20 protein-coding genes (1 of these 20 only partly in view) are annotated in these 23,681 nt (G+C 72.1%); 7 read left to right on the forward strand and 13 right to left on the reverse strand.

All coding sequences use genetic code 11. The features are described 5' to 3' along the window. Positions 1 to 4,218: the 3' portion of an amino acid adenylation domain-containing protein gene (locus WD341_RS16595; RefSeq protein ID WP_368426595.1), read on the forward strand. Its footprint begins 2,880 nt before the window's first position; only the last 4,218 of its 7,098 coding nucleotides appear in the window; its start codon lies off the left edge, out of view; the stop codon is at positions 4,216 to 4,218. Then, positions 4,209 to 5,522, forward strand: a complete 1,314-nt coding sequence (locus tag WD341_RS16600) for a glycosyltransferase (RefSeq protein ID WP_368426596.1) — start codon at positions 4,209 to 4,211, stop codon at positions 5,520 to 5,522. The genes WD341_RS16595 and WD341_RS16600 overlap by 10 nt, the downstream gene beginning before the upstream one ends. Positions 5,523 to 5,526: 4 nt before the next feature. On the opposite strand, the gene WD341_RS16605 is transcribed toward WD341_RS16600, so the two are convergent. Beyond that, complete coding sequence (locus tag WD341_RS16605; RefSeq protein WP_368426597.1) at positions 5,527 to 6,936, reverse strand: TolC family outer membrane protein; 1,410 nt, start codon at positions 6,934 to 6,936, stop codon at positions 5,527 to 5,529. Positions 6,937 to 7,097: 161 nt separating this feature from the next. Here WD341_RS16605 and WD341_RS16610 point away from each other — a divergent pair, with 161 nt between their 5' ends. Continuing rightward, entirely contained in the window at positions 7,098 to 8,183 is a 1,086-nt protein-coding gene (locus tag WD341_RS16610; protein WP_368426598.1) for an LLM class flavin-dependent oxidoreductase, read from the forward strand. On the opposite strand, the gene WD341_RS16615 is transcribed toward WD341_RS16610, so the two are convergent. Next, complete coding sequence (locus WD341_RS16615; RefSeq protein WP_368426599.1) at positions 8,175 to 9,131, reverse strand: alpha/beta hydrolase fold domain-containing protein; 957 nt, start codon at positions 9,129 to 9,131, stop codon at positions 8,175 to 8,177. The two genes, WD341_RS16610 and WD341_RS16615, sit on opposite strands and share 9 nt — an antisense overlap. A 10-nt stretch (positions 9,132 to 9,141) precedes the next feature. Further along, on the reverse strand, positions 9,142 to 10,593 hold the full coding sequence (locus WD341_RS16620; RefSeq protein ID WP_368426600.1) for a polysaccharide pyruvyl transferase family protein: 1,452 nt from the start codon (positions 10,591 to 10,593) through the stop codon (positions 9,142 to 9,144). Between the two features lie 174 nt (positions 10,594 to 10,767). Here WD341_RS16620 and WD341_RS16625 point away from each other — a divergent pair, with 174 nt between their 5' ends. After that, positions 10,768 to 11,346, forward strand: a complete 579-nt coding sequence (locus tag WD341_RS16625; RefSeq protein ID WP_368426601.1) for an inner membrane-spanning protein YciB — start codon at positions 10,768 to 10,770, stop codon at positions 11,344 to 11,346. Positions 11,347 to 11,381: 35 nt separating this feature from the next. Here WD341_RS16625 and WD341_RS16630 read toward each other — a convergent pair whose 3' ends face one another. The 3 genes from WD341_RS16630 to WD341_RS16640 all read right to left on the reverse strand — a co-directional run bounded on the left by WD341_RS16630 (position 11,382) and on the right by WD341_RS16640 (position 14,121). Beyond that, positions 11,382 to 11,900, reverse strand: a complete 519-nt coding sequence (locus WD341_RS16630) for an N-acetyltransferase family protein (protein ID WP_368426602.1) — start codon at positions 11,898 to 11,900, stop codon at positions 11,382 to 11,384. A 377-nt stretch (positions 11,901 to 12,277) separates the two neighbouring features. Then, positions 12,278 to 12,733: an SCO family protein gene (locus WD341_RS16635; protein ID WP_368426603.1), complete on the reverse strand. Its 456-nt coding sequence runs from the start codon at positions 12,731 to 12,733 to the stop codon at positions 12,278 to 12,280. A 50-nt stretch (positions 12,734 to 12,783) separates the two neighbouring features. Beyond that, on the reverse strand, positions 12,784 to 14,121 hold the full coding sequence (locus tag WD341_RS16640; RefSeq protein WP_368426604.1) for a selenium-binding protein SBP56-related protein: 1,338 nt from the start codon (positions 14,119 to 14,121) through the stop codon (positions 12,784 to 12,786). A gap of 200 nt (positions 14,122 to 14,321) precedes the next feature. On the opposite strand from WD341_RS16640, the gene WD341_RS16645 reads away from it, so the two are divergent. Beyond that, positions 14,322 to 15,929, forward strand: a complete 1,608-nt coding sequence (locus WD341_RS16645; RefSeq protein ID WP_368426605.1) for a winged helix-turn-helix domain-containing protein — start codon at positions 14,322 to 14,324, stop codon at positions 15,927 to 15,929. A 6-nt stretch (positions 15,930 to 15,935) separates the two neighbouring features. Here WD341_RS16645 and WD341_RS16650 read toward each other — a convergent pair whose 3' ends face one another. The 7 genes from WD341_RS16650 to wrbA all read right to left on the reverse strand — a co-directional run bounded on the left by WD341_RS16650 (position 15,936) and on the right by wrbA (position 20,651). Continuing rightward, positions 15,936 to 16,235, reverse strand: a complete 300-nt coding sequence (locus tag WD341_RS16650; protein ID WP_368426606.1) for a DUF4242 domain-containing protein — start codon at positions 16,233 to 16,235, stop codon at positions 15,936 to 15,938. A gap of 190 nt (positions 16,236 to 16,425) precedes the next feature. Then, the gene (locus WD341_RS16655; protein WP_368426607.1) at positions 16,426 to 17,031 is read right to left on the reverse strand and encodes a YceI family protein; all 606 of its coding nucleotides are present in this window, start codon (positions 17,029 to 17,031) and stop codon (positions 16,426 to 16,428) included. A gap of 64 nt (positions 17,032 to 17,095) precedes the next feature. Then, a complete protein-coding gene (locus WD341_RS16660; protein ID WP_368426608.1) occupies positions 17,096 to 17,662 on the reverse strand; it encodes a YceI family protein in 567 nt (188 codons plus the stop codon). After that, positions 17,662 to 18,216 carry a cytochrome b gene (locus tag WD341_RS16665; RefSeq protein WP_368426609.1) on the reverse strand — a complete coding sequence of 185 codons (555 nt, stop codon included), beginning with the start codon at positions 18,214 to 18,216 and terminating at the stop codon, positions 17,662 to 17,664. The genes WD341_RS16660 and WD341_RS16665 overlap by 1 nt, the downstream gene beginning before the upstream one ends. 31 nt (positions 18,217 to 18,247) lie before the next feature. Then, entirely contained in the window at positions 18,248 to 19,231 is a 984-nt protein-coding gene (locus tag WD341_RS16670; protein WP_368426610.1) for a glutathione S-transferase family protein, read from the reverse strand. A 33-nt stretch (positions 19,232 to 19,264) separates the two neighbouring features. Then, entirely contained in the window at positions 19,265 to 19,981 is a 717-nt protein-coding gene (locus WD341_RS16675; RefSeq protein WP_368426611.1) for a pirin family protein, read from the reverse strand. A gap of 70 nt (positions 19,982 to 20,051) precedes the next feature. After that, a complete protein-coding gene (gene wrbA, locus WD341_RS16680) occupies positions 20,052 to 20,651 on the reverse strand; it encodes an NAD(P)H:quinone oxidoreductase (protein WP_368426612.1) in 600 nt (199 codons plus the stop codon). Positions 20,652 to 20,796: 145 nt separating this feature from the next. Between wrbA and WD341_RS16685 the strand changes: the two genes are divergently transcribed. Continuing rightward, positions 20,797 to 21,753 (forward strand): LysR family transcriptional regulator, encoded by a 957-nt coding sequence (locus WD341_RS16685; protein WP_368426613.1) that lies wholly within the window; start codon positions 20,797 to 20,799, stop codon positions 21,751 to 21,753. A 112-nt stretch (positions 21,754 to 21,865) separates the two neighbouring features. After that, the gene (locus WD341_RS16690) at positions 21,866 to 23,674 is read left to right on the forward strand and encodes a radical SAM protein (RefSeq protein ID WP_368426614.1); all 1,809 of its coding nucleotides are present in this window, start codon (positions 21,866 to 21,868) and stop codon (positions 23,672 to 23,674) included. The last annotated feature ends 7 nt before the right edge of the window (positions 23,675 to 23,681 follow it).

Consider the following 23,681-nt stretch of genomic DNA (forward strand, 5'->3'; position numbering starts at 1 on the left):
TCGGGCGCGAAGCGGCTGGTCGCCTACCTGGTCGGCGCCGAGGCGGCCGCGACGCCCTCGGCGGAGGCGCTGCGCGCGGCACTGGCCGAGCGGCTGCCGGCCTACATGCTGCCCGCCGCCTTCGTCTTCCTGCCGGCGCTGCCCCTGAACCGCAGCGGCAAGGTCGACCGCCGGGCGCTCCCGGCGCCGGACGGCGGGATCGCCGAGGCAAGCCGCTCGCGGCCGCCGCAGGGGCCGACCGAGGAGGCGCTGGCCGGCATCCTCCGCGACCTGCTCAAGCTCGAGGAGGTCGGCGCGGAGGACAACTTCTTCGCCCTCGGCGGCGACTCGATCCTGGCGATGCAGCTCGTGCTGCGCGCCGGCCAGGCCGGCATCGTCTTCCGCCTGCGCGATCTGCTGGAGCAGCAGACGGTCGCCGGGCTGGCGGCCGTCGCCGCGCGCTCGGCAGAGGCGCCGCGGCCCGAGGCGACGGACGTGGTCCAGGGCCCGCTGCCGCTCTCTCCAATCCAGCAGTGGTTCTTCGATCGGCGTTTGGCGCAGCCCTCCCACTGGAACCAGGCGGTTCTGCTCTCGGCCGCGGCACCCCTGCCGGAAGAGCGCCTGCGGGCCGGCCTCGACCGCCTGGCGGCGCGCCACGAGGCGCTGCGCCTCCGCTTTCCCGGCGAGGGCGGGCGGCGTCGCGCGCTGGTCGGCGAGGCGACGCCGGTCCCACTTCAGGTCCTCGCCCCGAAGGACGATGCCGAGCAGTCCGCCCTGGCCGATGCCGTCCAGGGATCGCTCGATCTCCTGCAGGGCCCCCTGTTCCGGGGCGCGCTGTTCCGGCGGGTCGACGGCAGCGAGCAGCTGCTGCTGGTCGCGCACCACCTGGTCGTCGACGTCGTCTCCTGGGGCCTGCTGATCGAGGAGCTCGGCCGCTTCCTCGAGGAGGGCGCGACGGCGCCGGCCGAACCGGTGCCGGTCGCGGTGCCCTGGAGCGCCTATGCCGCGCGGCTGCCCGCGGCGGTGCGGCCTGAGGCGCCGCCGCAGTGGCCGCTGCCCGTCGACTTCGACGAGGGCCCGAACGAGGAGGCGACGGCGGTGAGCCTATCCTGCCGGCTCGCCGCCGATCTCACCGGGGTCTTCCTCGGGCAGGCCAACGAGGCCCTGCGCAGCGAGCCGACCGAGCTGCTGCTCGCGGCGCTGGCGGGAGCGCTGCTCGACTGGAGCGGCGGGGACGCGCTGACTCTCGACGTCGAGCGCCACGGTCGCGACGTCCTGCCGGAGCTGGACCTGTCGGGAACCGTCGGCTGGTTCACGCGGCTCGATCCGCGACGGGTCGAGCGGCCTGCGGACGAGGGCCCGGGCGCCTGGCTGGCCGAGGCGCGCCTCGGTGCGCGCGGGACCGAGCGGGCCGAGGTCTCGCTGAACTACCTCGGTCGCCTCGGCGAGTCCGCGCCGGGGCCCTTGCGGCCGGTCGAGGGGCCGAGCGGCGCCCTCTATGGCGCCGGCGCCGAGCGGCTGCACCTGCTGGAGCTGATCGCCGTGGTGACCGAGGGGCACCTGCGCCTGGACCTGCGCTACAGCCCCACCCGGCACCGCGAGGCGACGGCGAGGCGGCTGCTCGAGGAGACCGCCGCGCGGCTGCGGGCGCTGCTCGCCTGGGCCCTGGATCCGGCGCAGGGCGGCCTGCTGCCCTCGGACGTGCCGCTCGCGGGTCTCGACCGGGCGCGCCTCGGGCGCCTTCTGGAGCGCATCGGAGCGCGCGCGGGGCGGCATCCGGCGCGGGCGATCGAGACGATCCTGCCGCTCTCGCCGCAGCAGCAGGGCATGCTGTTCGACAGCCTCGCCGCGGCCGGTAGCGGGGTCCACCACGAGCAGCTGGAGATCCGCCTGAAGGGGCGCCTGGATCCGGCTGCGCTGCGGGCGGCCTGGCGAGGGGTGGTCGCGCGTCACGCGATCCTGCGCACGGGCTTATTCTGGGACGGCCTGCCGCAGCCGCTCCAGGTGGTGTTCCGGCAGCCGCCGCCTTCCTGGGTCGAGCGGCAGGGCGCGCCCGACGTGGCCCGGCTGCAGCAGGACCGGCTGGCCGACCTTGACCTCCAGCGGCCGGAGGCCTTCCGGCTCGCGCTCTGGCGGGTCGATGCCGAGGACTGGCGCCTGGTCTGGACCTTCCACCACCTGCTGCTCGACGGCTGGTCGATGGCGCTGCTGCTGCGCGAGGTCATGATCCTCTATGCGGCCGAGTGTCGGGGGCGGGCGGAGCGGCTGCCTGCAGCGCTGCCCTACGGCGCCTATGTTGCCTGGCTCGCCGAACGGGACCAGTCGGAGAGTCTGGCCTTCTGGCGCGCGGAACTGGCAGCCGCGCCGCGCCTGCCGCCGCTCACCTTTGCCGGCGGCGACGCGGCGATCCAGGGCGACCCCTACGGCGAGCGGCGCCTCGACCTCAAGGTCGGGCGGCGGGGTGAGCTCGAAGCCTCGGCGCGCCGTCGCGCGGTCACGCTCGGTACCCTCGTGCAGGCCGCCTGGACCCTCGTCCTTGGCGGCCTGCTGCGCGCCGAGGAGGTGGTCTTCGGCGTCACCACCGCCGGCCGGCCCGAAACCCTGCCCGGCAGCGAGACCGGGGCCGGCCTCTTCATCGACACCCTGCCGCTGCGCGCGCCCCTTCCGGCGGCAGAGGGCCTCGAGGCCTGGCTGGCCGCACTTTTCGCGCGCCACGGCCGCGTCCTCGCGCACCAGCATGTCGGCACCGCCGCGCTGAGCCAAGCGGCGGGACCCACCGACCGGCCGCTGTTCGAGACGCTGCTGGTCTACGAGAACTACCCGAGCGATCTCGATTCCCCGGTCGGCGCTGAGGGCGACGGGACCGGCGTGGCGGTCGTCGAGGTCGCGAGCTGCGGCGCCCGCACGCGCTACCCCCTGGCGCTGCTCGTCGTGCCCGGCGAGCGCCTGCGCCTGCAGCTCGTCTTCGACCGGCGGCGCGTACCGGAGAGCCTGGCCGAGCGGCTGCTCGCCCTGCTCGACGGCCTGCTGGAAGCCCTGGGCGGCGAGGAGACCCGCCTGGAGGATCTGGCCGCCCAGGTCGCCGCGGCCGACCTGCCCGTGCCGGAGGGGCCGGAAGCGAGGGCGGAGGATCGCCGCGCGCCGGCCGACGCCGAGGCGGCGCCGGCGACGGCACAGGAGCGTACGCTGGCGGAGATCTGGAGCGCCCTGCTCGGCCTTCCCTCGGTGCCGCTCGATCGCTCCTTCTTCGAGCTCGGCGGGCATTCGCTGCTCGCCCTCGAAATGGCGGCGGCCGTCGAGCGGCGGTTCGGGCTCGCGGTCGACGCCGCGCTCCTGTTCCGCGCGCCGACGGTGCGCAGGCTCGCCGCCGCGCTGGCGCGCCTCGACCTGGAGCCGGCGGCGGCGCTGGTCCCGCTAGGCGCCGGCGAGGGTTCGCCGCTCGTCGTGCTGCCGGGCGCCAGCGGCAATCCCTTCGCCTACCTGCCGCTGGCGCGGCGCCTGGAGGGCCGGCCGGTCGTGGGTGTCCAGCTCGCCGGCCTGGTGGCGGCCGGCTCGCTCGAAGCCATGGCCGAGAAACTTGCAGACGATCTGATGACGGCCGAGCTGCCGCCCGGCCCGATCCACCTGCTGGGCCACTCCTTCGGCGCGGCGCTCGCCTTCGAGACGGCGCGTCGTCTGGAGGCACGCGGTCGCGCGGTCGGCGCCGTGCTGCTGCTCGACCTGGCGGCGCCGATGGAGGCGGGGTCGGCACCGGCGGGGCTGGCCCCGGAGCCCGAGCTGCTGACCGAGATCGCCCGGGCCGCGGCGCGCTATTTCGACCGGCCGCTCCGGCTGCCGCCCGCCGGCCTCGCCGGGCCGGACTGCCGCGGCGCCTTCCTGGCCGCGCTCGCCGAGGCCGGCCTGGTCAGCGAGCGGGCAGACGAGGCGGTCGTGGAGCGCCTGCTCGGTCTCTATCGGCAGAGCCTGGCGGTGCTCGCCGCCTGGCGGCCGCAGCCGCTCGCCAAGGCGGTGACCGTCGTGCGGGCGGCCGACAGCGAGGTCACGGCGGGCGGCGGCGAGGCGACGCCGGACCCGGCCCTCGGCTGGGACCGCTGGGCCAGCGTGGCGCGCAGCCTTGAGCTGCCGGGCGACCACATCGGCGTGATCCTAGAGCCCGCGGTGGCCCGGCTCGCCGAGGTCGTGGCCGCGGAGCTGGCGGAAGCCGAGCGCCGGCAGGAGGCGGTGCCGACGTGCGCGTGACGATCCTGACCCTCGGCTCGCTCGGCGACGTCGCGCCCTTCCTCGGTCTCGGCAAGGGCCTGGCGGCGCGCGGCCACGGCGTCCGGATCGCGACCTACGGGCGCTACGGTGCCGCGATCGCCGAGGCCGGGCTCGAGCACTACGTCCTCCCGGGCGACCCGGCGCGCCTGCTGCGCAGCGCCTCGAGCCAGGGCATCGCGCGCGCGGGTACCAATCCGCTCGCCTACTGGCGCAGCCAGCGCGCCCAGGCGCGCGCCATCGCCGCCAAGGCGCGCCCCCTGCTCGACGAGGCCCTGGCGGCCTGCGGCGATGCCGAGCTGATCGTCTACTCCCTGACCGCCCTGATGGGCGGCGCCATCGCGGAGGCGCGTGGCGTGCCGGCCGTGCAGGCCTTCCTGACGCCGGTGACGCCGACCCGCGCCTTCGCCAGCATCCTCGCCGGTCGTGATCAGTCGCGGCTCGGTCCGCTCGGCAACCTGCTCGGCCACTATGTCGCCGAGTGGGCCCTCACGGCCGGCTTTCGGCGCCTGCTCGACGACTGGCGCGGAGAGGTGCTGCACCTGCCGCCGGCGCGACCGCGGGGCTTGCGCGGGTGGAGCCTGCGCGGCGGGCCGCTCGCCGAGGCCGAGCGGCGGCGCTGCCCGCGGCTCTATGGCATCAGTCCCGAAGTGCTTCCGGCTCCCCCCGATTGGGGCGACTGGACGGAGGAGACGGGCTACTGGCCGCCGCCGCTGCCGCGCGACTGGGCGCCGCCAGCCGCCCTGGAAGCCTTCCTGGCCGAGGGCGAACCGCCGGTCTGTGTCGGCTTCGGCAGCATGGGCGAGGCCGACGGCCAGCGCCTGACGGCGCTCGTTCTGGCCGCCCTGGCGCGGGTCGGCCGGCGGGCCGTGCTGCTGTCGGGCTGGGGCGCCCTGGATCCGGGCGAGCTGCCGGACGGCATCCATCTCGCCGAGAGCGTGCCGCACGCCTGGCTGCTGCCGCGGGTCGCGGCGATGGTGCATGCCGGCGGCGCCGGGACCTCGGCGGCGGTGTTCCGAGCCGGCCTGCCGGCGGTCGTCGTACCCTTCTCGGGCGACCAGTTCTTCTGGGCGCGCCGAGCGGCAGCACTGGGAGTCGCGCCGCCGCCGCACTCCTGGCGGCAGCTGACCGCCGAGCAACTCGCCGACGGACTGGACAGCGTGCTGAGCGAGCCGAGCTACCGGGCGGCGGCCGCGCGCCTGGCCGGGCGCCTGGCCGGCGAAGACGGCGTCGCGCGCGCGGTGGCGGCCATCGAGCGGCTGGGTCCTCGCAGCCGGGACGCCTGAAGCCTCAGTCCGTGCCGGCCGCCTCGAGTCCGAACCAGGCGTTGCGCACCCGGCGATAGTCGAGCTCGGGATCGTAGAGGGCGACCGGCAGGCCGAGCTCGCCGGCGTGGAGCCGGCCGACGGCCGAAAGCAGCTGGAAGCCGGCGAGCACCTCGTCGCGCTCGGCGGCGACCCGGCCCAGCTCGGCCTCCTTGAGTTCCTGGATCTGGTCGAGCAGGTCGTCGACGGTCTTGTCGCCCAGCCGGTACTCGCGACGCACACCCTCGAGCGCACGGTACGCCAGGTCCACCTGCTCCCGGAAGGTGTGCAGGCGCGAGGTCGCCGCGGTCAGGGACTGCCAGGCCTGATCCGCCGACTGCTCTGCGTCGCGGCGCGCCTGCTCGGTGGCGAGGCGGCGCTGCGAGGCGGTCTCCTTGGCCTCGCGGACACCGCTGGAGACGACGCCCTGCTGATAGAGCGGCACCGTGACGGCCAGGCCGACGCTGGCGATCGTCTCCTCCGAGTCTTCGCTCAGGGTCTCGTGGTTCTGGGTCAGGCTGCCGGTCAGGCCGAGGGTCGGGTAGAGCGAGCCGAGGGCACGGGCGACGTCTTCCCGTGCCGCCCGCTCCTGGAAGCCGGCCGCGATGACGTTGGGGTTGGCTTCGCGGGCCTCGGCGACCGCGCTCTCGAGGCCCGCCGGCAGGCCGCCGAGCGCCCCCGGCATCGGCAGCGCACCCGGCTCGATGCCGGTCACGAGCCGGAAATCCTTGCGGCTCTGGTTCAGCTGGGCCAGGGCCGTGGCCGTATCCGCGCGGGCGCCGGCGAGCCGCGAGAGCGTCTGGTCGAGGTCGGTGACCGTCGCCTCGTTGATGCGGAGGCGCCGCTCGATGTTGTCGACCTCGCCGGCCAGGAGCTGCTCGGTCTCCTGGCGCAGGCGCAGGGACTCCTGGGCCTGCGCCACGTCGACGTAGGCCTGGGCGGCGCGCAGCAGGACCGTCTGCTCCGTGTCGGCAAGGACCGCGCGCTGGGCGCGGACCAGATCCTCGGCCCCTGCGACGGCCGAGCCCACCGTCGCGTCGATCAGCGGCTGGGTCACGGCGAGCTCGGCCTTGCGCGGAAAGAGATGCTCCGTCACCCGAGGCGCCGGCGGTTCCAGAACCTCGTCGCGCGCGTAGCCCACGGCGCCCTTGAACTCGACCGAGGGACGCCAGCCGCCGAGGGCCTGGGGCACGGACTCGTTGACGGCGCGCAGCCGGCTGCGCGCGCCCAGCAGGGTCGGGTTGGTTTCGTAGGCGGCGCTCAGCGCCTCGATCAGGCTCTGCGCCGAGCCCGGCCCGGAAAGGCCCGCCAGGAGCGCACAGGCGAGAACTGCCGTGCTGGCGGCGCGACGGAACGGGGCCCGCGGCATCAGGGCCGAACGCAACTTGATGCTCATCGTCTCGCGGCTGCCCCCCGGCGATCCACTCGCACCAAGACTAGTCGAAGGGCCAGCGCGCCGCCAGCATGGCGTCCGCCCCCTCCGTCAGCGCTGCCGGCGTCGACACCGGGCGCCCGAGCCGGCAGGATGGCGGTGCGAGACGAGGGGCTTGGGCTGCCATGGACATCGGGATCTTCCTGCTCATGCAGTCGCCCGAGGGGGCGGCTTCCCGTGAGGTCTATGCGCGGGCGGTGCGCTCCGCGCGCCTCGCGGAGTCGCTCGGCTTCTCGCACCTCTGGGTCGCCGAGCACCACTTCATCAACTACTCCTATTCCTCGCAACCCTTCGTGCTGCTGGCGCACATCGCCGCCCTGACCGAGCGGATCCGGCTGGGCACGGCAATCGTGCCCCTGCCGCTGCACAACCCGCTGCTGGTCGCCGAGCAGGCTGCGGCGGTCGACCTCTTGAGCGGCGGTCGCCTCGAGCTCGGGATCGGCAAGGGCTACCAGCGCTTCCAGTACGAGCGCCTGGGCGTCGAAAAGAGCGATGACCACGCAGCCTACGAGGAGGCGATCGACCTGCTGCGCCGGGCTTTGGGCGGACGTCCCTTCAGCTTCGAGGGGCGCCGCTTCGCAGTGCCCGAGACCCTGATCTACCCGCAGCCGCTGCAGGATCCCGTGCCGGTCTGGGCGGCGGTGAACTCGACGGTCGCGCCGGCGGTCGAGGCGACGGTCGCGCGCGGCATCAACCTCTTCTCCGGCACGCTCGAGCCGATCTCCAAGCTGGTCGACATGCGCCGCCGATACGCCGACGCCTTCGCCGCGGCGCCTGGGGCGATCCGCATCGGCACCCAGCGCCCGGTCTACGTCAGCGAGAGCGAGGCGGAGGCCAGGGTCGTCGCCGAGGAGGCGCGCTGGAACGCCCGCGCCGGGCTCAGCCTGCGCCACGAGATCGGCGGCGTGACCGGCGGCCGCGTCGAGACCGCGCCGCTGCCCGGCGAGCCCTCTACCGATGAGATCCTCGCCGAGCACATGGTCGTCGGCACGCCGGAGCAGTGCATCCGCCAGCTCGAGCGCATCCTCGCCGGCAGCGGCGCCGACCTGTTCAACGGCAACTTCTGTTTCGGGGCGATGACCCAGGACCAGGTCGAGCGCTCGATGCGGCTGTTCGCCGAAGCCGTGATGCCCGTTTTCCGGCCCGGCGGGGCCGGCCGGGCGCGGCCGTGCCGGCCTGAGCACGCCAGGGCGGCGCAGGGATCAGAGTAGGCTCCGGGCGAAGGCGGCGCCTTCGCGCAGGCTGGCCGCTGCGGCCTCGACCGCGGAGAGGAACAGCAGGTAGCCGTGCGGCAGCCCGGCGGCGACCGAGAGCCGCGACCGGCCGCCGGCGGCGCGCAGGCGCCAGTGCAGGGCCAGGCTGTCGTCGCGCAGGGGGTCGAGCTCGGCTGCAGCGACGAAGAGCGGCGGCAACCCCGAGAGGTCCTGCGACAGGGGGTCGAGCCGCGGATCGCTCGCGTCGCCGCTTGAGCGCAGGTGGTGGCGCCGGAAGAAGGCGAGCTCGCTCTCGCCCAGACCGAAAGCGCCGCCGGCGTAGAGCCGGCGCGAGGCGGAGTCGGCCAGCCCGTAGCTGCCGTAGTAGAGCAGACAGGCCCCGACCGCCTCGAGCGCGCGCACCTTCGGATCCAGGCAGGCGGCCAGCGCCAGCCTGGCGCCCGCGGATTCGCCGGCCAGGACCATCGGCGGCCCCTCGAGGCCCGGTTCGCCACCCTGCCGGGCGAGGTGGGCGACGGCGGCTACGGTCTCCTCGAAGGCCGCCGGAAAGGGCCGTTCGGGCCCGAGCGCGTAGTCGAGGCCGACGACCGGGCCGTCCAGCGCGACCGCCAGCTCCCGCAGGATCCGGTCGTGGGTATCGAGGTCGCCGACGACGAAGCCGCCGCCATGCAGGAACAGCGTCAGCGGGCCGCGCCCCTCTCGGGTCGGCCGGTGGATGCGGATCGGGACCGGCCGCCCAGGGCCGGGCAGAAGGGCGTCGCTGGTCTCGGCCATCTCCGGCCCGCCCTCGTTCCAGGGCGCACGTGCCGCACGCAGCTGCGCGCGCACCGTCTCGACCGGTAGTGCCGACAGGTCGCGCAGGGCGGCGGTCGACTCGAGATAGCGCTGCCCGGCCGAGAGCATCTGCGGGTCGAGCTGCAGCGCGGGCTCGCCCAGGGCTGGCACGGCCGTGGCCTCAGGCGTGGCGCGCAAGGAGGTCCTCGACGAGCGGCGGCAGGGGCGGCAGGTGGCTGTCCCAGCTGCGCGGCCGCTTCGGCAGTGGCAGGTCCGGGTGATGGCGGCGCAGCTCGTCGGCGAAGGCGATGCCCATCTCTCCCATGCGTCGGATCTCGCGGGCGGTCGTGCGCTCGGCGGCCACGGCGGCCTCGCCGTGCCATTCGGCCTCGCTTTCCAGCAGCTGCAGGATCTTCGGCTCCAGCTCCGGGTCGTCGGCGCGGAAGGCACGGCCGCCCTGGCCGGACTCGTCGAAGAGATTGCGGATGCGCTCGTCCATGCTGAGGCCGATGCCGGCGACGCCGCCGGGCATCGCCGTGACCAGGGCGTGGAACCGTGAGCTGATCAGGATCCGGCAGCGGCGCAGCAGGCCCACCAGCTCCCGCGGATGCCGGTCCTGGGCGGCGAAGATCGCGGTCTCTCCGCCGAGACGCTCGGCGAGGTCCTTGCAGGCCTGCTGGTCCAGGCGCTCCATCCCCACGATCACCGGGAAGACCGGGCGCGACCGCCCGAAGGCGCTGACCGCGCCGGCGATCGACTCGAGATAACGGGCGTAGAGCGCGCGGCTCTCGGCGGTGTCGGTGTGGAACACGCCGCTGCCGTAGTGGGCGTCGCTGTGGGCTCCGGTCGCCTCCATCTCCCGTGCCTTCTGCGGATCGAGGCGGGCCGGCCACCAGAAGGGATTGACCGGGGCGATGCCGACGACCGGCATGCTGCCGTCCCAGCCGGCCGCGCGCAGCAGTTCCTCGGCCCTGGCGGGCGGCGCCGGATCGAAGGTCCAGGCGGTGTCGGCGCCGCTCTCGACCCTGAGCCCGAGATCGCGGAGCAGGTCGGCCGAGGCACCGCTGCGGGAGATCACGAAGGCGTCGCGACAGGCCTCGGCGACGAAATCGCTCAGCGCCGGCGTCATCTTGCCGGCGTCGGCGCCGTAGCCGATCGCCGGTTTGCCGGCCGCGGCGCCGAGTCCGAGCGCGCCCGCCATCAGCATCGTGAAGAGGTCGGCGTGACTCGACTTGAACATCGAGCCTTCGCAGGTGACGACGCCGTGGTAGGCGCGCAGCTTCTGCGCCAGCAGGACCGGCAGATAGAGGTCGCCGAGCTCGAGATCGACCTCGGCAAAGAGGTCGCGCGGCAGGTGCTCCTTGACCATCAGCAGGCCGGGCTGCAGCAGTTCCGGGCCGACCACCGCCTTGAACTGACGGACCATCTCGCAGACGCGCACGTCGGCGCCGGTGTTGCCGGAGCCGTTGTAGCCGGCCAGGAACAGACGCAGCGGCGTGCCGGGCTGCCAGCGCTCGCCGGGCGATTCGGCGATGGCCTCCATGAAGTCGAGGATGTGCCTGCGGATCGCCGCCTCGGGGTCGGCCGCCCCCGCGACTTCCTGGAGCAGCTCTTCGATCGGACGGTGGCGCATCGCTTGTCCTCGCTGCCGGTTGTGGGCGGATCGGCCGGCAGTCTAGCGAGGGCCGCCGCCGCGGCACAGTTAAAGGAAGTATAGGTCCAGCGGTGCGGCTCAGGCATCGACGATTGCCGTCGGCGAGCCGGCGAGGCTAGATTAGGGCCTCCCGCGCGGGGGAGGCGGGGCAGGATGTCGACCTTCAAGGAGCGCTACCTGACGCAGCCGGTCGTGCTGGAGCTGCTGCCGGCCGCAACCTTCTTCCTCGTCAACTACGGCTGGGGCATCCAGGCGGCAACCGCGGCGGTGATCGCGGCGACGCTGGGCGTGGTGGCGGTCGGCTACCTCACGGCGCGGCGCGTGCCGCTGATCGCGGTGGCGACCCTGCTGATCGTCCTCGCCCTCGGCGGCGCCAGCCTGCTCATCGACGACCCGCGCTTCATCAAGATGAAGCCGACGGTCGGCCGCTGCCTCTTCGCCCTCGCGCTGGCCGTCGGCCTGGCCTTCCGGCCGAGCTTCCTGGAGCGGGTGCTGGGCGGGCGGCTCAAGCTCACGCGGGCGGGCTGGCGTGTGCTGACCTTCGCCTGGATCGCCTTCGCCCTGTCGCTGGCCGCGCTCAACGAGGTCGTCTGGCGCAGCGTCCAGACGGACAGCTGGGTCGCCTTCGACACGGTCGTCGGGCCGCTGGCGCTGGTCGGCTATGTGCTGATCGTGCGCTTCGTCGCGCCGAGGTGCTGGGACCGGGAGGCCGAGGCGGCGGACCGGCAGTAGGCCGCCTGCCCCCGGACGGACCCCGGACTCCGCTCCTAGCCTGTGCCCCGAACCGGGTAGCGCTTCGAGATGCGGTCGACCGGCGTGCCGTCGGCCAGCGGCACGCCGCGCGCCACCGCGTGGTCTTCGAATCCCATCTTTGAATAGTACGCGAGGCCGCCGTGGTTGTCGGCGCGGATCGTGGCGTTGATGGTCGTGACCCCCAGCAGGCGCGCGCGGGCCGCGGTCGCCGCGAAGAGCGCCGTTCCCACGCCGGGGATCTTCGGCTCCGGCCGCGCGAAGGTCGCGATGTCGGCCCAGCCCTCGGGCAGCCCGGCATGGCGTTCCAGCGCCTGGAAGCCGCCGAGGAGGCCGCTCGCCGCCTCCTCGGCGACGAGGCAGCACAGAAAGCCGGGGCCGCGCAGGAACTGCTCCGCGAAGCCCTCCACCGTCAGCGGCCTTTCGTGCGCCGTCGTGCCGCCGATCCGGATGATCGCGTTGAGGAGGGTGCAGAGCTCGCCCGCCTCCTGAAGACGGGCCGGGCGAACGCGAAGGCGGGGCGGTCGGGTCGTCATGGCTGCTGGATAGCGGCCCGGATTGCGCCCTTCAAGCCTTGTCGCTGACCTTGCCGAAGCCGCCGCGAAGGGTGAAGGCGCCGGCGATCGCCGCCGTCGGGCGACGGTGGCTCACGGCTTGCCCCGTGACGGCTTGCCGCTCGCACTCTGTCGGGTCGGCTGTTCCTCGACGAGCAGGCTCAGAACGTCGTTGAGCACCAGGCGCGGGTCGAGGAAGTCGGCGCTGTAGATGTTGCGGATCCGCTGGTCGCCGTCGATCAGGAAGACCCGCAGCAGATGGCTGTAAGGCCCGGCGGGGTGGTCTGGGTCGGGCCTGGCGGCGACCGGCTGCCCGTAGTTCTCCAGAACCGGCGCGAGGCTGGCGCGGTCGGGCGCTGTCAGGAACAGCCACTGCGGACCGGGCCCGCCGGCTGCCGGAGCTGCCGGCCGTACTCCGCCATGCGCGCGGGCGTGTCGTGCTCCGGGTCGAAGCTGAGGGAGATCAGCTGCAGCCGCTCGGCGACCTCCGGCAGGCGCGAGGCCAATGCCTGCAGGTCGGCAAGGCGCAGGGCCGCGATCGGGCAGGCGTCGGCGCAGCGCGTGTAGAGGAAGGCGAGCACGGTGATCCGGCCCGGCAGTAGAGCCGAGAGTCGGAGGGGGGCGCCACCGGCGTCGAGCAGCCGGGCGTCGGCGGCCGGCTTGATCGGCGGCAGCCGATAGCTGCCGGGCTCCGCCAGGCGGAAGAAGTAAGCGTCGGCCGGCCCTTCGATGGGCGGCATCTCGTGATTCTTGCCGTCGTGTGCGACGGCGGGCAGCGCGGCCAGCAGGGCGGCGCAGACAAGCGGAAGCTTCATCGCCGGCACTCCGGGGAGGGGCGGGCGCCAGGGCCCCCGCCCGGGATCGATCAGCGGTAGAGGGCCGTCGAGCCGAAGCGCATCAGGTGCGGCCGGCCCAGTCCTTCGGCCAGGAAGTCGATCTCGAAGCGCGGGGTCAGCGCCTTGCCGTCCCAGGCGTAGGCGCGCAGGAACTGCTCGCCGTCCGGTGTCGTGATGTCCTTGTCCCAGTTCGCCAGCAGCGAGCTGGTGTAGTAGAGCCGCTTTCCGTCCCAGCTCTGCGAGACCATGTTGACCTGTCCGCCGATCTTCTCCTCGTGGATCAGCTTCGGCTGAAAGGGGTCGGTGACGTCGTAGATCCGCGTCATGCCGTCCATGAAGCTGTCGACGATCAGCGTCGAATCGTCGGCGCTGAGGCTGATGTCGACCGGCAGCGGCAGCTGTGCGGGGTCGCCGACCGTGCCGACCTTCTCGGCGCGCCACTCCTGGTTCCCGTCCTCGTGGACCAGCCAGATCTCGGAGGTCAGCGCCGTGGTCGTGAAGGCGTAATTGTGGTCCTCGCCCCAGGCCCAGCGCACCTCCAGGGGCACGCCCGGCACGGAGAAGACCTGGCGCGGCTGGCGGGCGTGGAAGTCCCACAGCACCATGGAGCCGCCGAAGGCCTTCATCGCCTCGGGGTCGTTCACGACCTCGCCGAGCGGGCGCATGTAGTTGTTCCAGCCGGTGAAGGAGGAGGTCAGCATGACGTTGCGCCGGGGCAGAACGCGGGCGTCGTAGCCGTAGCCGTCGGCATGCTCGGCGCCCGCAGCGCCGCGCGGCTCCTCGGCCGTCGGCATCCAGTGGGTGGCGATGTGGTCGCCCTCGTTGGAGTACTCGACCAGCGCGGTGCGCCCGGTCCCGTCCTTGTTGGAAAGGCCCGAGATCAGCATCCGGCCGGGCAGGGCGTAGGCGCCGTGCGGGCCGGCGACGCCGCCGCTCGCTTCGACGAAGTCGTCGATGGTCTTGACCAGCTTCGGGTTGGCGGGGTCGCTCGCAATGTCGAAGACGAAGATCATGCTGCTGTCGAGGCCCTGCACCCAATAGTGCCGGCGGTCGTCGGTCAGGCCGCCGTGGTGCGCCTCGTGCCGGCCGCCGACGGAATCGACGTCGATGACGCGGCCGAAGGTCGGCGAGCCGGACCGCGCGTCGACCGTGACCAGCTTGTCCGAGCCGTCGCCCAGTCCCTCGACGCCGAGGGTCCAGATGTAGACGTACTCCTCTTCGCCGGTGATCTTGGCCATGTAGGGCGACTGGCAGGTCTCGTCGGCGGCGGCGGGGGCGGCGCCGATAAGCGCCGACGCGAGCGCGGCCGCGGGAAGGCCGGCGGCCAGACGGAGACGCCAGGCGACCGGGTCGGGACAGTGCAGCATCGGGGGAGCTCCTCGAAAAGCGGTCCTGAGCCGCGCAGGCGTCCGCCCCCAGGGGGCGTCTCCGACGGCTCGTCGCGATGAAGCTAGGCGCGCCGCCGTCTGCCCGCTTGAAGGGCGCCTGAATATCCCTTGGAGAACTGCTGGATTCGCCGAATACTGGCGTCACGGCGCGCTGGGCTGCGAGACGAGGGTCGAGGGCCATGATCTATGCCTTCGAGGACTGTCGCCTGGATACGCGGCTGTTCGAGCTGCGCCGCGGTGGCGAGCCGGTGCCCCTGGAGCCGCAGGTCTACGAGCTGCTGGCGCTGCTGGTCGCGGGGCACGAGCGGGTGGTCACGAAGGACGAGATACTGGCGGGCGTCTGGAACGGCCGCATCGTCTCCGAGGCCGCCGTGAGCAGCCGGATCAAGGCGGTGCGCCGGGCGATCGGCGACGACGGCAGTGCCCAGCGCCTGCTGCGCACGGTCCAGCGGCGCGGCTTCCGCTTCGTCGGCCAAGTGCGCGAGCTGGGCGAGGGCGGCCCCGTTACCGCAGCGGTCGCGCCGGTCGCGGCCTCGCCGCCGGCGCAATGCGAATCGGCGAGCGCCGAGCAGGTCGCCGGCACGGTCATGCAGCGGCCGGCGATCGCCGTCATGCCGTTCCACGACACCACGGATGGCGCCGGCTCCAGCTACCTCGCGGACGGCGTCACCGAGGAGGTCATCGCCGAGCTTTCCGCTTGGCGCCTGTTCCCCGTGATCTCGCGCAATACCGCCTTCCGCTATCGCGGCAGCGCGCTCTCCGCGCCCGAGCTGGGCCGCGCGGTCGGCGCCCGTTACCTGCTGACCGGCAGCCTGCAGCGCGCCGGGGGGCGGCTGAAGCTCAGCGCCGCCCTGATCGACGCCGAGGCCGACCGGGAGCTCTGGAGCGGCCGCTTCCTGCGCGCGCTCGACGAGGTCTTCCTGCTGCAGGAGGAGCTGGCGCAGGCCGTTGTCGGCACCCTGGAACCGCAGCTGCGCGACGCCGAGCTCCAGCGTATCCTGCGCAAGTCCCCGGACGATCTCACCGCCTGGGACCTGGTGATGCGCGCCGTCTGGCACGCCAACCGCACCAGCCCCAGCGACTACGAGACGGCCGAGCGCCTGGCCGGCAAGGCCGCCGAGCTGGAGCCGGACTGGTACTGCCCCTATGCGCTGATCGCCTTCGTCAAGTTCCAGCAGGCGATGCGCGACTGGTCGAAGTCCGACACCCGCACGGCCTTCGCCGAGACCCTGGCGGCGGCGAGGCGCGCGTTGGACGTCGACGGCAATTCCTGGCTGGCGCACGCCCTGGCCGGTGTCGGCGAGCTCTGGACCAACCAGCACTACGAGCGGGCGCTCGACCACGTCAATCGGGCGATCCAGCTCAATCCCAGCGCCTGCTGGACCTATCACTTCGGCGGCTGCATCGCGGGCTTCTCCGGGCTGCTCGACATCGCCATGACGCAACAGCGGCGGGTCTACAAGGTCGATCCGGCCTATCCCTACACCGCGACCATCGAGTCCGACCTTGCTCTCTGGACCCTGCTGCAGGGCCGGCTGGGCGAGGCCGAGCGACACCTGGACCGCTCGCTGCAATGGGATCCGGCCTACGGCCGCGCGCTGCAGCGCCTGGTCGCCTTCGGCGGCCTCGCCGGCCGGCGCGAGGTTTCCGACCGCGGCCTCGCCAGGCTCGCCGAGCTCGGCCTGCCCATGGACCGCGCCGGCCTGATCGCCTCCTATCCCTTTCGGGAGGTATCGCACCGCGAGACCTTCTTCGATGGCCTCCGCCGGGCCGGGGTTAACCTCTGAGCGGCCCTACTCGGAGGCCCTGTCAGCCATGAAGTGCCGCTCCGTCGTCGGGTCGATGATCCGCCCGATCTCGGTGATCCGGCTGGCGGGGAAGCCGGACAGGCGGGCGTGCTCGCGGATCGCCTCCTCGCTGTCGGCGAGGTAGAGGCAGAAGGTCTTGTCCGCGGCGACGTAGGAGTGCTGCCACTGCACCCCGGAAAGCCTTGCCAGCGCGCCGTTCGACACGCGCGCGGCGTCGCCGAGCTCGGCCTCGGACATCCGGCCGACGCCTGGCAGGTCCCGCTCGATCACGAAGCGCTTGAGCATGCCGCCTTCCCCTGCTCCGGCTGCGCCGCGCGCAGCCCTCCGGCGTCGACGGTCGGAGCCTAGGAGACCTGGCGGCCGTCGGCTTGTCGGCCTGCTGGATATTTTCTGGAGATCGCGTGGAATTCCTTGCCGGGAACGCGAAAGGGCCCCCGGACGGGAGCCCTTGGAGTCGCTTGCTCCGGCCTCGCGCTCACTCGGCCGGCTTGGTCGCCTCGATGTCCAGGAAGATGTCGACCTGGTCGCCGATCACCGGCACGCCGTAGGTGATGCCCCAATCGGAGCGCTGGATCGAGGTCGTCGCCGAGAAGCCGGCGATCAGCGTCGCGGCGTCGCGCGGATGGGGCGCGACCTTGTTGAGGGTCGCCGCCAGGACGACCGGGCGGGTCACGCCGAGCATGGTCAGCTGCCCGGTGATGTTGGCCGAGCTCTCGCCGGTGACCTCGATGGCGGTCGAGCGGAAGGTCACCTCCGGGAAGGAATCGACCTTGAAGAAGTCGTCTCCGCCCAGGTGCCGGTCGCGCTCGGCGTGGTTGGTGTCGATGGAGGCCGCGGCCATGACCGCCTCGACCCTGGCGTCCTCGGGATTGTCCTCCTCGAAGGCGAGGGTGCCGGTGACCTCGCCGAAGCGGCCCCAGGTCGCGGAGTAACCCAGGTGGTCGATGCGGAAGACGACGTCGGCATGGGCCGGGTCGATGGTCCAGGCCTCGCCGGCGGGGGGGCTTGCCCCGCCGCCGGCCAGGGTGCCGGCGGCGACGAGGGTGGCGACGAGGGCGGCCTTCGTGGTGCGCAACAGCATGATGGGGGCTCCTTCTTGGGGGGACCAGGCTTGAGGGGATCGGGCTTGCGTGGGATCGGCTGACTCAGTCGAGCCGCTCGGCGCGGAGCTCGAAGAGGATGGCGACGGGATCGGCGACCATCGAGGTGTCCTGCCATTGGCCCTGGCCGATGCCGTAGTCGAGGCGGCGGATCTCGAGCCGGCCCTCGGCCTCGGCCCGCTCGTCCTCGATCTCCAGGACGAAAGGCAGCACGACCTGGCGGGTGACGCCGCGCAGGGTCAGCTCGCCGCGCGCCTCGTAGCCCTCGCCCGCGGCGACGATCTCGGTCGAGACGAACCGTCCCTGCGGGTGGTTGGCGACGTCGAAGAGCGGCGCCGACCGCAGCAGCTGGTCGCGGTCCCCGGAGCCGGTGTCGGCGCTCGCCAGGTCGATCGTGACCGCGACGGCGCTGTTGGCGAGGTCCTCGGGGTCGAAGGCGATCTCCGCCGACCAGGTGCCGAAGCGGCCCTTGGTCTCGCTGCCGGACTGGGTGAAGAGGAAGACGAGGCTGCTGGCCTGGTGCTCGACGCGCCAGACCGGGGCCTCCTGGGCGGCGGCCGGGGTGCCGGTCGCGACGGCGAGCAGCAGGATCGATAGGGCGAGATGGCGCATCAGCGGGCTCCGGGCAGCATGCGGCTCAGGATCTCGTCCTTGAGCAGGAAGCGGTGGCGCAGCGCGGCGGCGACGTGCAGCGCGACGACCGCCAGGAAGGTCCAGCCGAGATAGAAGTGCGCGGTGCCGAACAGGTCGGTCAGGGCCTTGTCGGTGGCGAGGAGGCTGGGCACCGTCACCCCGAACAGCAGCACGGTCGGAAAGCCGGAGGCGAAGCCGTGCAGCAGGCCGACCACCGGCTGCGCGAGCAGCAGAAGGTAGAGTGCGGCGTGACCGGTGTGGGCCGCCCGGCGCTCCCAGGCCGGCATGCTCGCCGGCAGCGGCGGCGGCGGGGAGACCAGCCGCCAGCCGAGGCGCACCACGACCAGGAGCAGGATCGCGACGCCGATTGTCTTGTGCAGGCTGTAGAGGCGGAACTGCTCCTGCGAGAAGGCCTCGACGAAGCGGTCCATGTAGACCGCCAGCGGGAACTGCAGCAGCACCAGCAGGGCGACGCTCCAGTGGAGCGCGCGCGCGGTGGCGTCGTAGCGGGCGGGCGCTTCGGGCTCCGGCATGCGGGAGGTCTCCAGCGGCGGGCGAAGCGGGTCAGCCGCGCCCGTGCGGGGCGTCGTAGTCGATCTCAGGACCGAGCGGCACGATGCCGGTCGGGTTCACCGTGCCGTGGCTGCCGTAGTAGTGGTGCTTAATGTGGAACAGGTCGACGGTCTCGGCGACGCCCGGCTGCTGGTAAAGCTCTCGCGTGTAGGGCCACAAGTTCGGAAAGTCGACGAGGCGCTTCAGGTTGCACTTGAAGTGGCCGTGGTAGACCGGGTCGAAGCGCAGCAGCGTCGTGAAGAGGCGCCAGTCGGCCTCGGTGATCCGCTCGCCGGCGAGGTAGCGGCGCTCGGCGAGCAGGCCGTCGAGCCAGGCGAGGCTCTCGAACAGCGGCAGGACCGCCTGCTCGTAGGCCGACTGGGTGGTCGCGAAGCCGGCCTTGTAGACGCCGTTGTTGACGGTCTCGTAAACGCGCGCGTTGATCCGGTCGATCTCCTCGCGCAGCGGCTCGGGGTAGTAGTCGCCCTCGGCGGCGCCAGCGCCGTCGAAGGCCGAGTTCAGCATGCGGATGATCTCGGCCGACTCGTTGCTGACGATGGTGCCGCGCTCCTTGTCCCAAAGCGTCGGCACGGTGACCCGGCCGCTGTAGTCCGGCTTGGCCTTGACGTAGAGCTGCCAGAGGTAGTCGAGGCCGAACAGGCGGTCGCCGGTTGTGCCCTTGCCGGCTGCCTCTCCCGCCCGGAACTCCCAGCCGTTCTCGCCCATGTGCCAGTGGACGACGGAGACGCCGATCGCCTCCTCCAGGCCCTTGAGCTTGCGGAAGATCAGCGTGCGATGGGCCCAGGGGCAGGCGAGCGAGACGTAGAGGTGGTAGCGGCCGGGCTCGGCCGCGAAGCCGCCGTCGCCTGCCGGGCCGGGCGCGCCGTCCGGCGTGATCCAGTTGCGGAAGGCGCTGTCCTGGCGCTCGAACGAGCCGCCGCTCGACTTCGTGTCGTACCACTTGTCGTGCCAGGTGCCGTCGATCAGCAGGCCCATCCTGGGCTCCTTCCCTTTGGCTTTCGCAAGGCGTCAGGCCTTGACGTCGGCGAGCAGGATCTCCGCGTCCTCCTCGGCGGTCACCGTGACCCCGGCCGTGGCGCTCAGCACGGCGCCGTCGCGCGGACCGAGCTCGACGCTCTGGCCCTCGGCGTCGGTCACGCTGACCCTGCCGAGCGCCACCACCAGATAGCCCTGGCGGTCCGGGCCGAAGTCGTGCTCGACGCTCTGGCCTTGGGTCAGGGTGGCACCGAGCACGGCGGCATCGGCATGAATGCGCAGGGCGTCGGCGTCCTCGCTGCGCCCGGAGGCCAGGGCCGTCAGCGCCCCGGCGCGCGCCGCCTTCGGAAAGCTGCGCGCGTCCCAGCGCGGCGGCACGCCGGCGGTCTCGGGCCGGATCCAGATCTGGTAGATCTGCGTCGGCTCGGCCTCGCGGTTGAACTCGGCGTGCAGGATGCCCTTGCCGGCGGACATCACCTGGACGTCGCCGGCCTCGGTGCGTCCCTCGTTGCCGAGGTGGTCGCGGTGGCTGATCGCGCCCTTCCGGACGTAGGTGATGATCTCCATGTCGCGGTGGCCGTGCTGCTCGAAGCCGGTCTGCGGCTGGATCGTGTCGTCGTTCCAGACCAGCAGCGGCCCGACCCCGCCACGCCGGGGATCGTGGTAGCCGGCGAAGCTGAAATGGTAGCGCGCGGCCAGCCAGTCGTTGTCGAAGCGGCCGAGGGAGTCGAAGGGACGCGGGTCGATCATGGTCGTAGCTCCAGTTGCGGCCCTGCGCCTCGTCCTGTGCGTAATCGGGCCGCCGTTCAGTCCTTGATGCCTAACCGTGCAGCTTCCTGGCGATCTCCGCCACATGCTTGCCCTGGAAGCGCGCCAGCGCGAGCTCCTTGTCGCTCGGCTGCCGACTGCCGTCGGGCGCGGCATAGGTCGCGGCGCCGTAGGGGCTGCCGCCGCGCAGTTCGCTGACGTCGGTCAGTTCGGGCGCGGAGTAAGGAATGCCGACGATGACGAAGCCGTGGTGGATCAGGGTGTTCCAGAAGCTGGTGATGGTCGTCTCGTTGCCGGCACCGGTCGCGCTCGAGGTGAAGACGCTGCCGACCTTGCCGATCAGGGCGCCCTTGCCCCAGTGGCCGCCGGTCTGGTCGAGGAAGGTGCGCATCTGGCCGGTCATGTTGCCGAAGCGGGTCGGCGAGCCGAAGATAATCGCGTCGTACTCCGGCAGCTCGTCCACCGTCGCCTCCGGCGCCGCCTGGTCGAGCTTGGCGCCGATCTTCTCCAGCGTCTCGCGCGGCATGGTCTCCGGCGCGCGCTTCAGCGTCACCTCGACGCCCTCGACGGCTTTCGCGCCCTCGGCCACGCTCTTCGCCATGGTTTCGATGTGACCGTACATCGAATAGTAGAGCACCAGCACCTTGGCCATCGTCGCTCTCCTTGCCTCTGCCTGCCGCCCGAGCTGGGCGACCGCTCGGCCATAGAGGTCGTGCGTTTCCTCGCGAAGATGAATAGGCTCGATCGGAACCGCATCGTTTCCACCAGGAAACGTTTAGCTCAGGAAACTTGCCGCCATGCAGGACCACCTCGCCGCCATGGCGGTCTTCGCCCAGGTCGTCGAGGCCGGCAGCTTCTCCCAGGCCGGCCGTCAGCTCGTGCTTTCGAAGTCCGCGGTTTCCAAGGCCGTGGCACGCCTCGAGGACCACCTGGGTACCCGGCTCATCAACCGCACGACCCGCAAGCTCTCCCTGACCGAGGCCGGACGCTCCTTCTACGAGGGCTGCCGGCGCATGCTCGGCGAGGCCGAGGCGGCCGAGCGCGCGGTCACCCACCTGACCGACGCACCGCGCGGCGTGCTCAAGGTCAACGCGCCGATGTCCTTCGGGGTCCTGCAGCTCTCGCCCGGGCTCGGCGAGTTCATGACCCGCCATCCGGAGCTGGAGATCGACCTGACCCTGGAGGACCGCCGGGTCGACCTGGTCGAGGAGGGCTACGACGTGGCGATCCGGATCGGCGTGATGCCGGACTCCAGCCTGGTGGCGCGCCGGCTCGGCCCCAACCCGCGGGTCATCTGCGCGGCCCCCTCCTACCTCGAGCGTCGCGGCAAGCCGACGCGCCCGGAAGCGCTGTCGGCTCACGACTGCCTGCTCTACCACTACCAGACCTCGGGGGACGCCTGGCGTCTGCGGGCGCGCAGCCCGGGAGCCGGCGAGGGCGGGGAGAGGCCCGAACGCGAGACGGCGGTGCGGGTGCGCGGACGCCTCAAGGTCAACAACGGCGACAGCCTGCGCGAGGCGGCGCTGGCCGGGCTCGGCATCGCCCACCTGCCGGTCTTCATCGTGCGTCCGGATCTGGAGGCGGGGCGCCTGGTGCCGCTGCTCGAGGACTACGAGGAGGTCGCCGACGGCGGCGTCTACGCCGTCTATCCGGCGAGCCGCAACCTCTCGCCCAAGGTCCGGGTGTTCATCGACTTCCTGACGGAACGATTCGCTGCCCGTCCCTATTGGCGCGAACCGACGGCTGCCGGCTAGGACGAGACGGAAGACGTCGCGTCCTTTCACTTTGTTGCACGGCCAGCAACGGTGGTAGCATTGCGACACTTGGTCGTGCCTTCATTCCGATGATGCACGAGGGGGACCGGATATGGCTGTAGCTGCCGAGTCCGTGACGCGCCGCTTCCGCGTCGTGCTGATCAAGCCCTCCCACTATGACGACGACGGCTACGTCATCCAGTGGTGGAAGGCCTGGATTCCCTCGAACTCCCTGGCCTCGCTCTACGCGCTCGCCCGGGATCTCGGCGAGAAGCGGGCGCTCGGCGACGACGTCGAGATCGTCATCGAGGCTTATGACGAGATGAACACGGTCCTGCCGATCCGGAAGATCGCGGACCGCCTCCTCGCCGAGGGCAACCGCGGCTTGGTCTGCCTGACCGGCGTGCAGTCCAACCAGTTCCCGCGCGCCATGGACATCGCCCGGCAGTTCCGCGACCGCGGCATCCAGGTCGCGGTCGGCGGATTCCACGTCTCGGGCTGCCTGTCGATGTTGCCGGAACTGCCCGACGATCTGAAGGAGGCCCAGGCGCTCGGCATCTCGCTCTTCGCCGGCGAGGCCGAGCACCGCCTGGGCGAGGTCTTCGCCGACGCCCTGGAGGGCCGGCTCCAGCCGATCTACAACTACCTCTCGGACCTGCCGGCGCTGCAGCAGGCGGTGACGCCCTTCCTGCCCCACGAGCTGGTGCAGAAGTACGACGGCGTGATCTCCTCCTTCGACGCCGGGCGCGGCTGCCCCTTCCAGTGCTCCTTCTGCACCATCATCAACGTCCAGGGCCGCAAGTCGCGCTGGCGCGACGCCGACGACATCGAGCGGTTGGTTCGCCAGAACCGCGAGCAGGGCATCTTCCGCTTCTTCATCACCGACGACAATTTCGCTCGGAACAGGAACTGGGAGGCGATCTTCGACCGGCTGATCGAGCTCAAGGAGCGCGAGGGGCTGGGCGTTCGCTTCCTGATCCAGGTCGACACGCTGTGCCACAAGTCGCTGGGCTTCGTGGAGAAGGCGGCGAGGGCCGGCTGCACCCACGTCTTCATCGGTCTGGAGAGCATCAATCCCGACAACCTGCTCGCCATGAAGAAGTCCCAGAACCGGATCACCGAGTACCGGCGCATGTTCCAGATGTGGAAGGAGCGCGGCGTCATCACCTACGCCGGCTACATCCTGGGCCTGCCCGGCGACACCCCCGAGACCATCAAGCGCGACATCGAGATCGTCCAGCGAGAGCTGCCGGTCGACCTGCTCGAGTTCACCATCCTGACGCCGCTGCCCGGCTCAGAGGACCACCAGAGGCTCTACCGGGCCGGCACCTGGATGGACCCCGACATGAACGGCTACGACCTGGAGCACGTCACCACCGGGCACCCCAGGATGTCGAAGGAGGTCTGGCAGCAGACCTATCGGGATGCCTGGCGCTGGTACTACACGGACGCCCACGTCGCCCGGATGATGCGGCGCAACGTCCGCTACGGTATCAAGCCAGTGCGGATCTGGCATGGCGTGTTGCAGATCTACTGCGCGATGCGCTACGAGGGCGTCCACCCGCAGCAGTGCGGCTATTTCCGCTACAAGGTACGCGGTCAGCGCCGCTCCGGCCTGACGCCCGAGCCGGTCCTGGCCTTCTACCCGAAGCGCGCCTGGCAGATACTGACCACCTACGGCGGCATGGGCCTCTACCTCTGGCGCATCCACAGCGTCCGCAAGCGCATCCAGAAGGACCCGGCGACGCGCCAGTACAGCGACCTGGCGATCACCCCGGTCGCGGATGCCGAGGGCGAGGCGCTGGAGATGTTCGAGCTCAACGACTCCTCGCGCGCCGCGGTCGAGAAGGCCAGGCGCCAGGCCGCCGGCCGCCGCGACAAGTCCGAGAGGGTCGAGGCGCCGGTCGAGGCGGCCGAATAGGGCGCGT

It is taken from the genome of Tistlia sp. (genome assembly GCF_040905785.1).
Classification (GTDB): domain Bacteria; phylum Pseudomonadota; class Alphaproteobacteria; order Kiloniellales; family DSM-21159; genus Tistlia.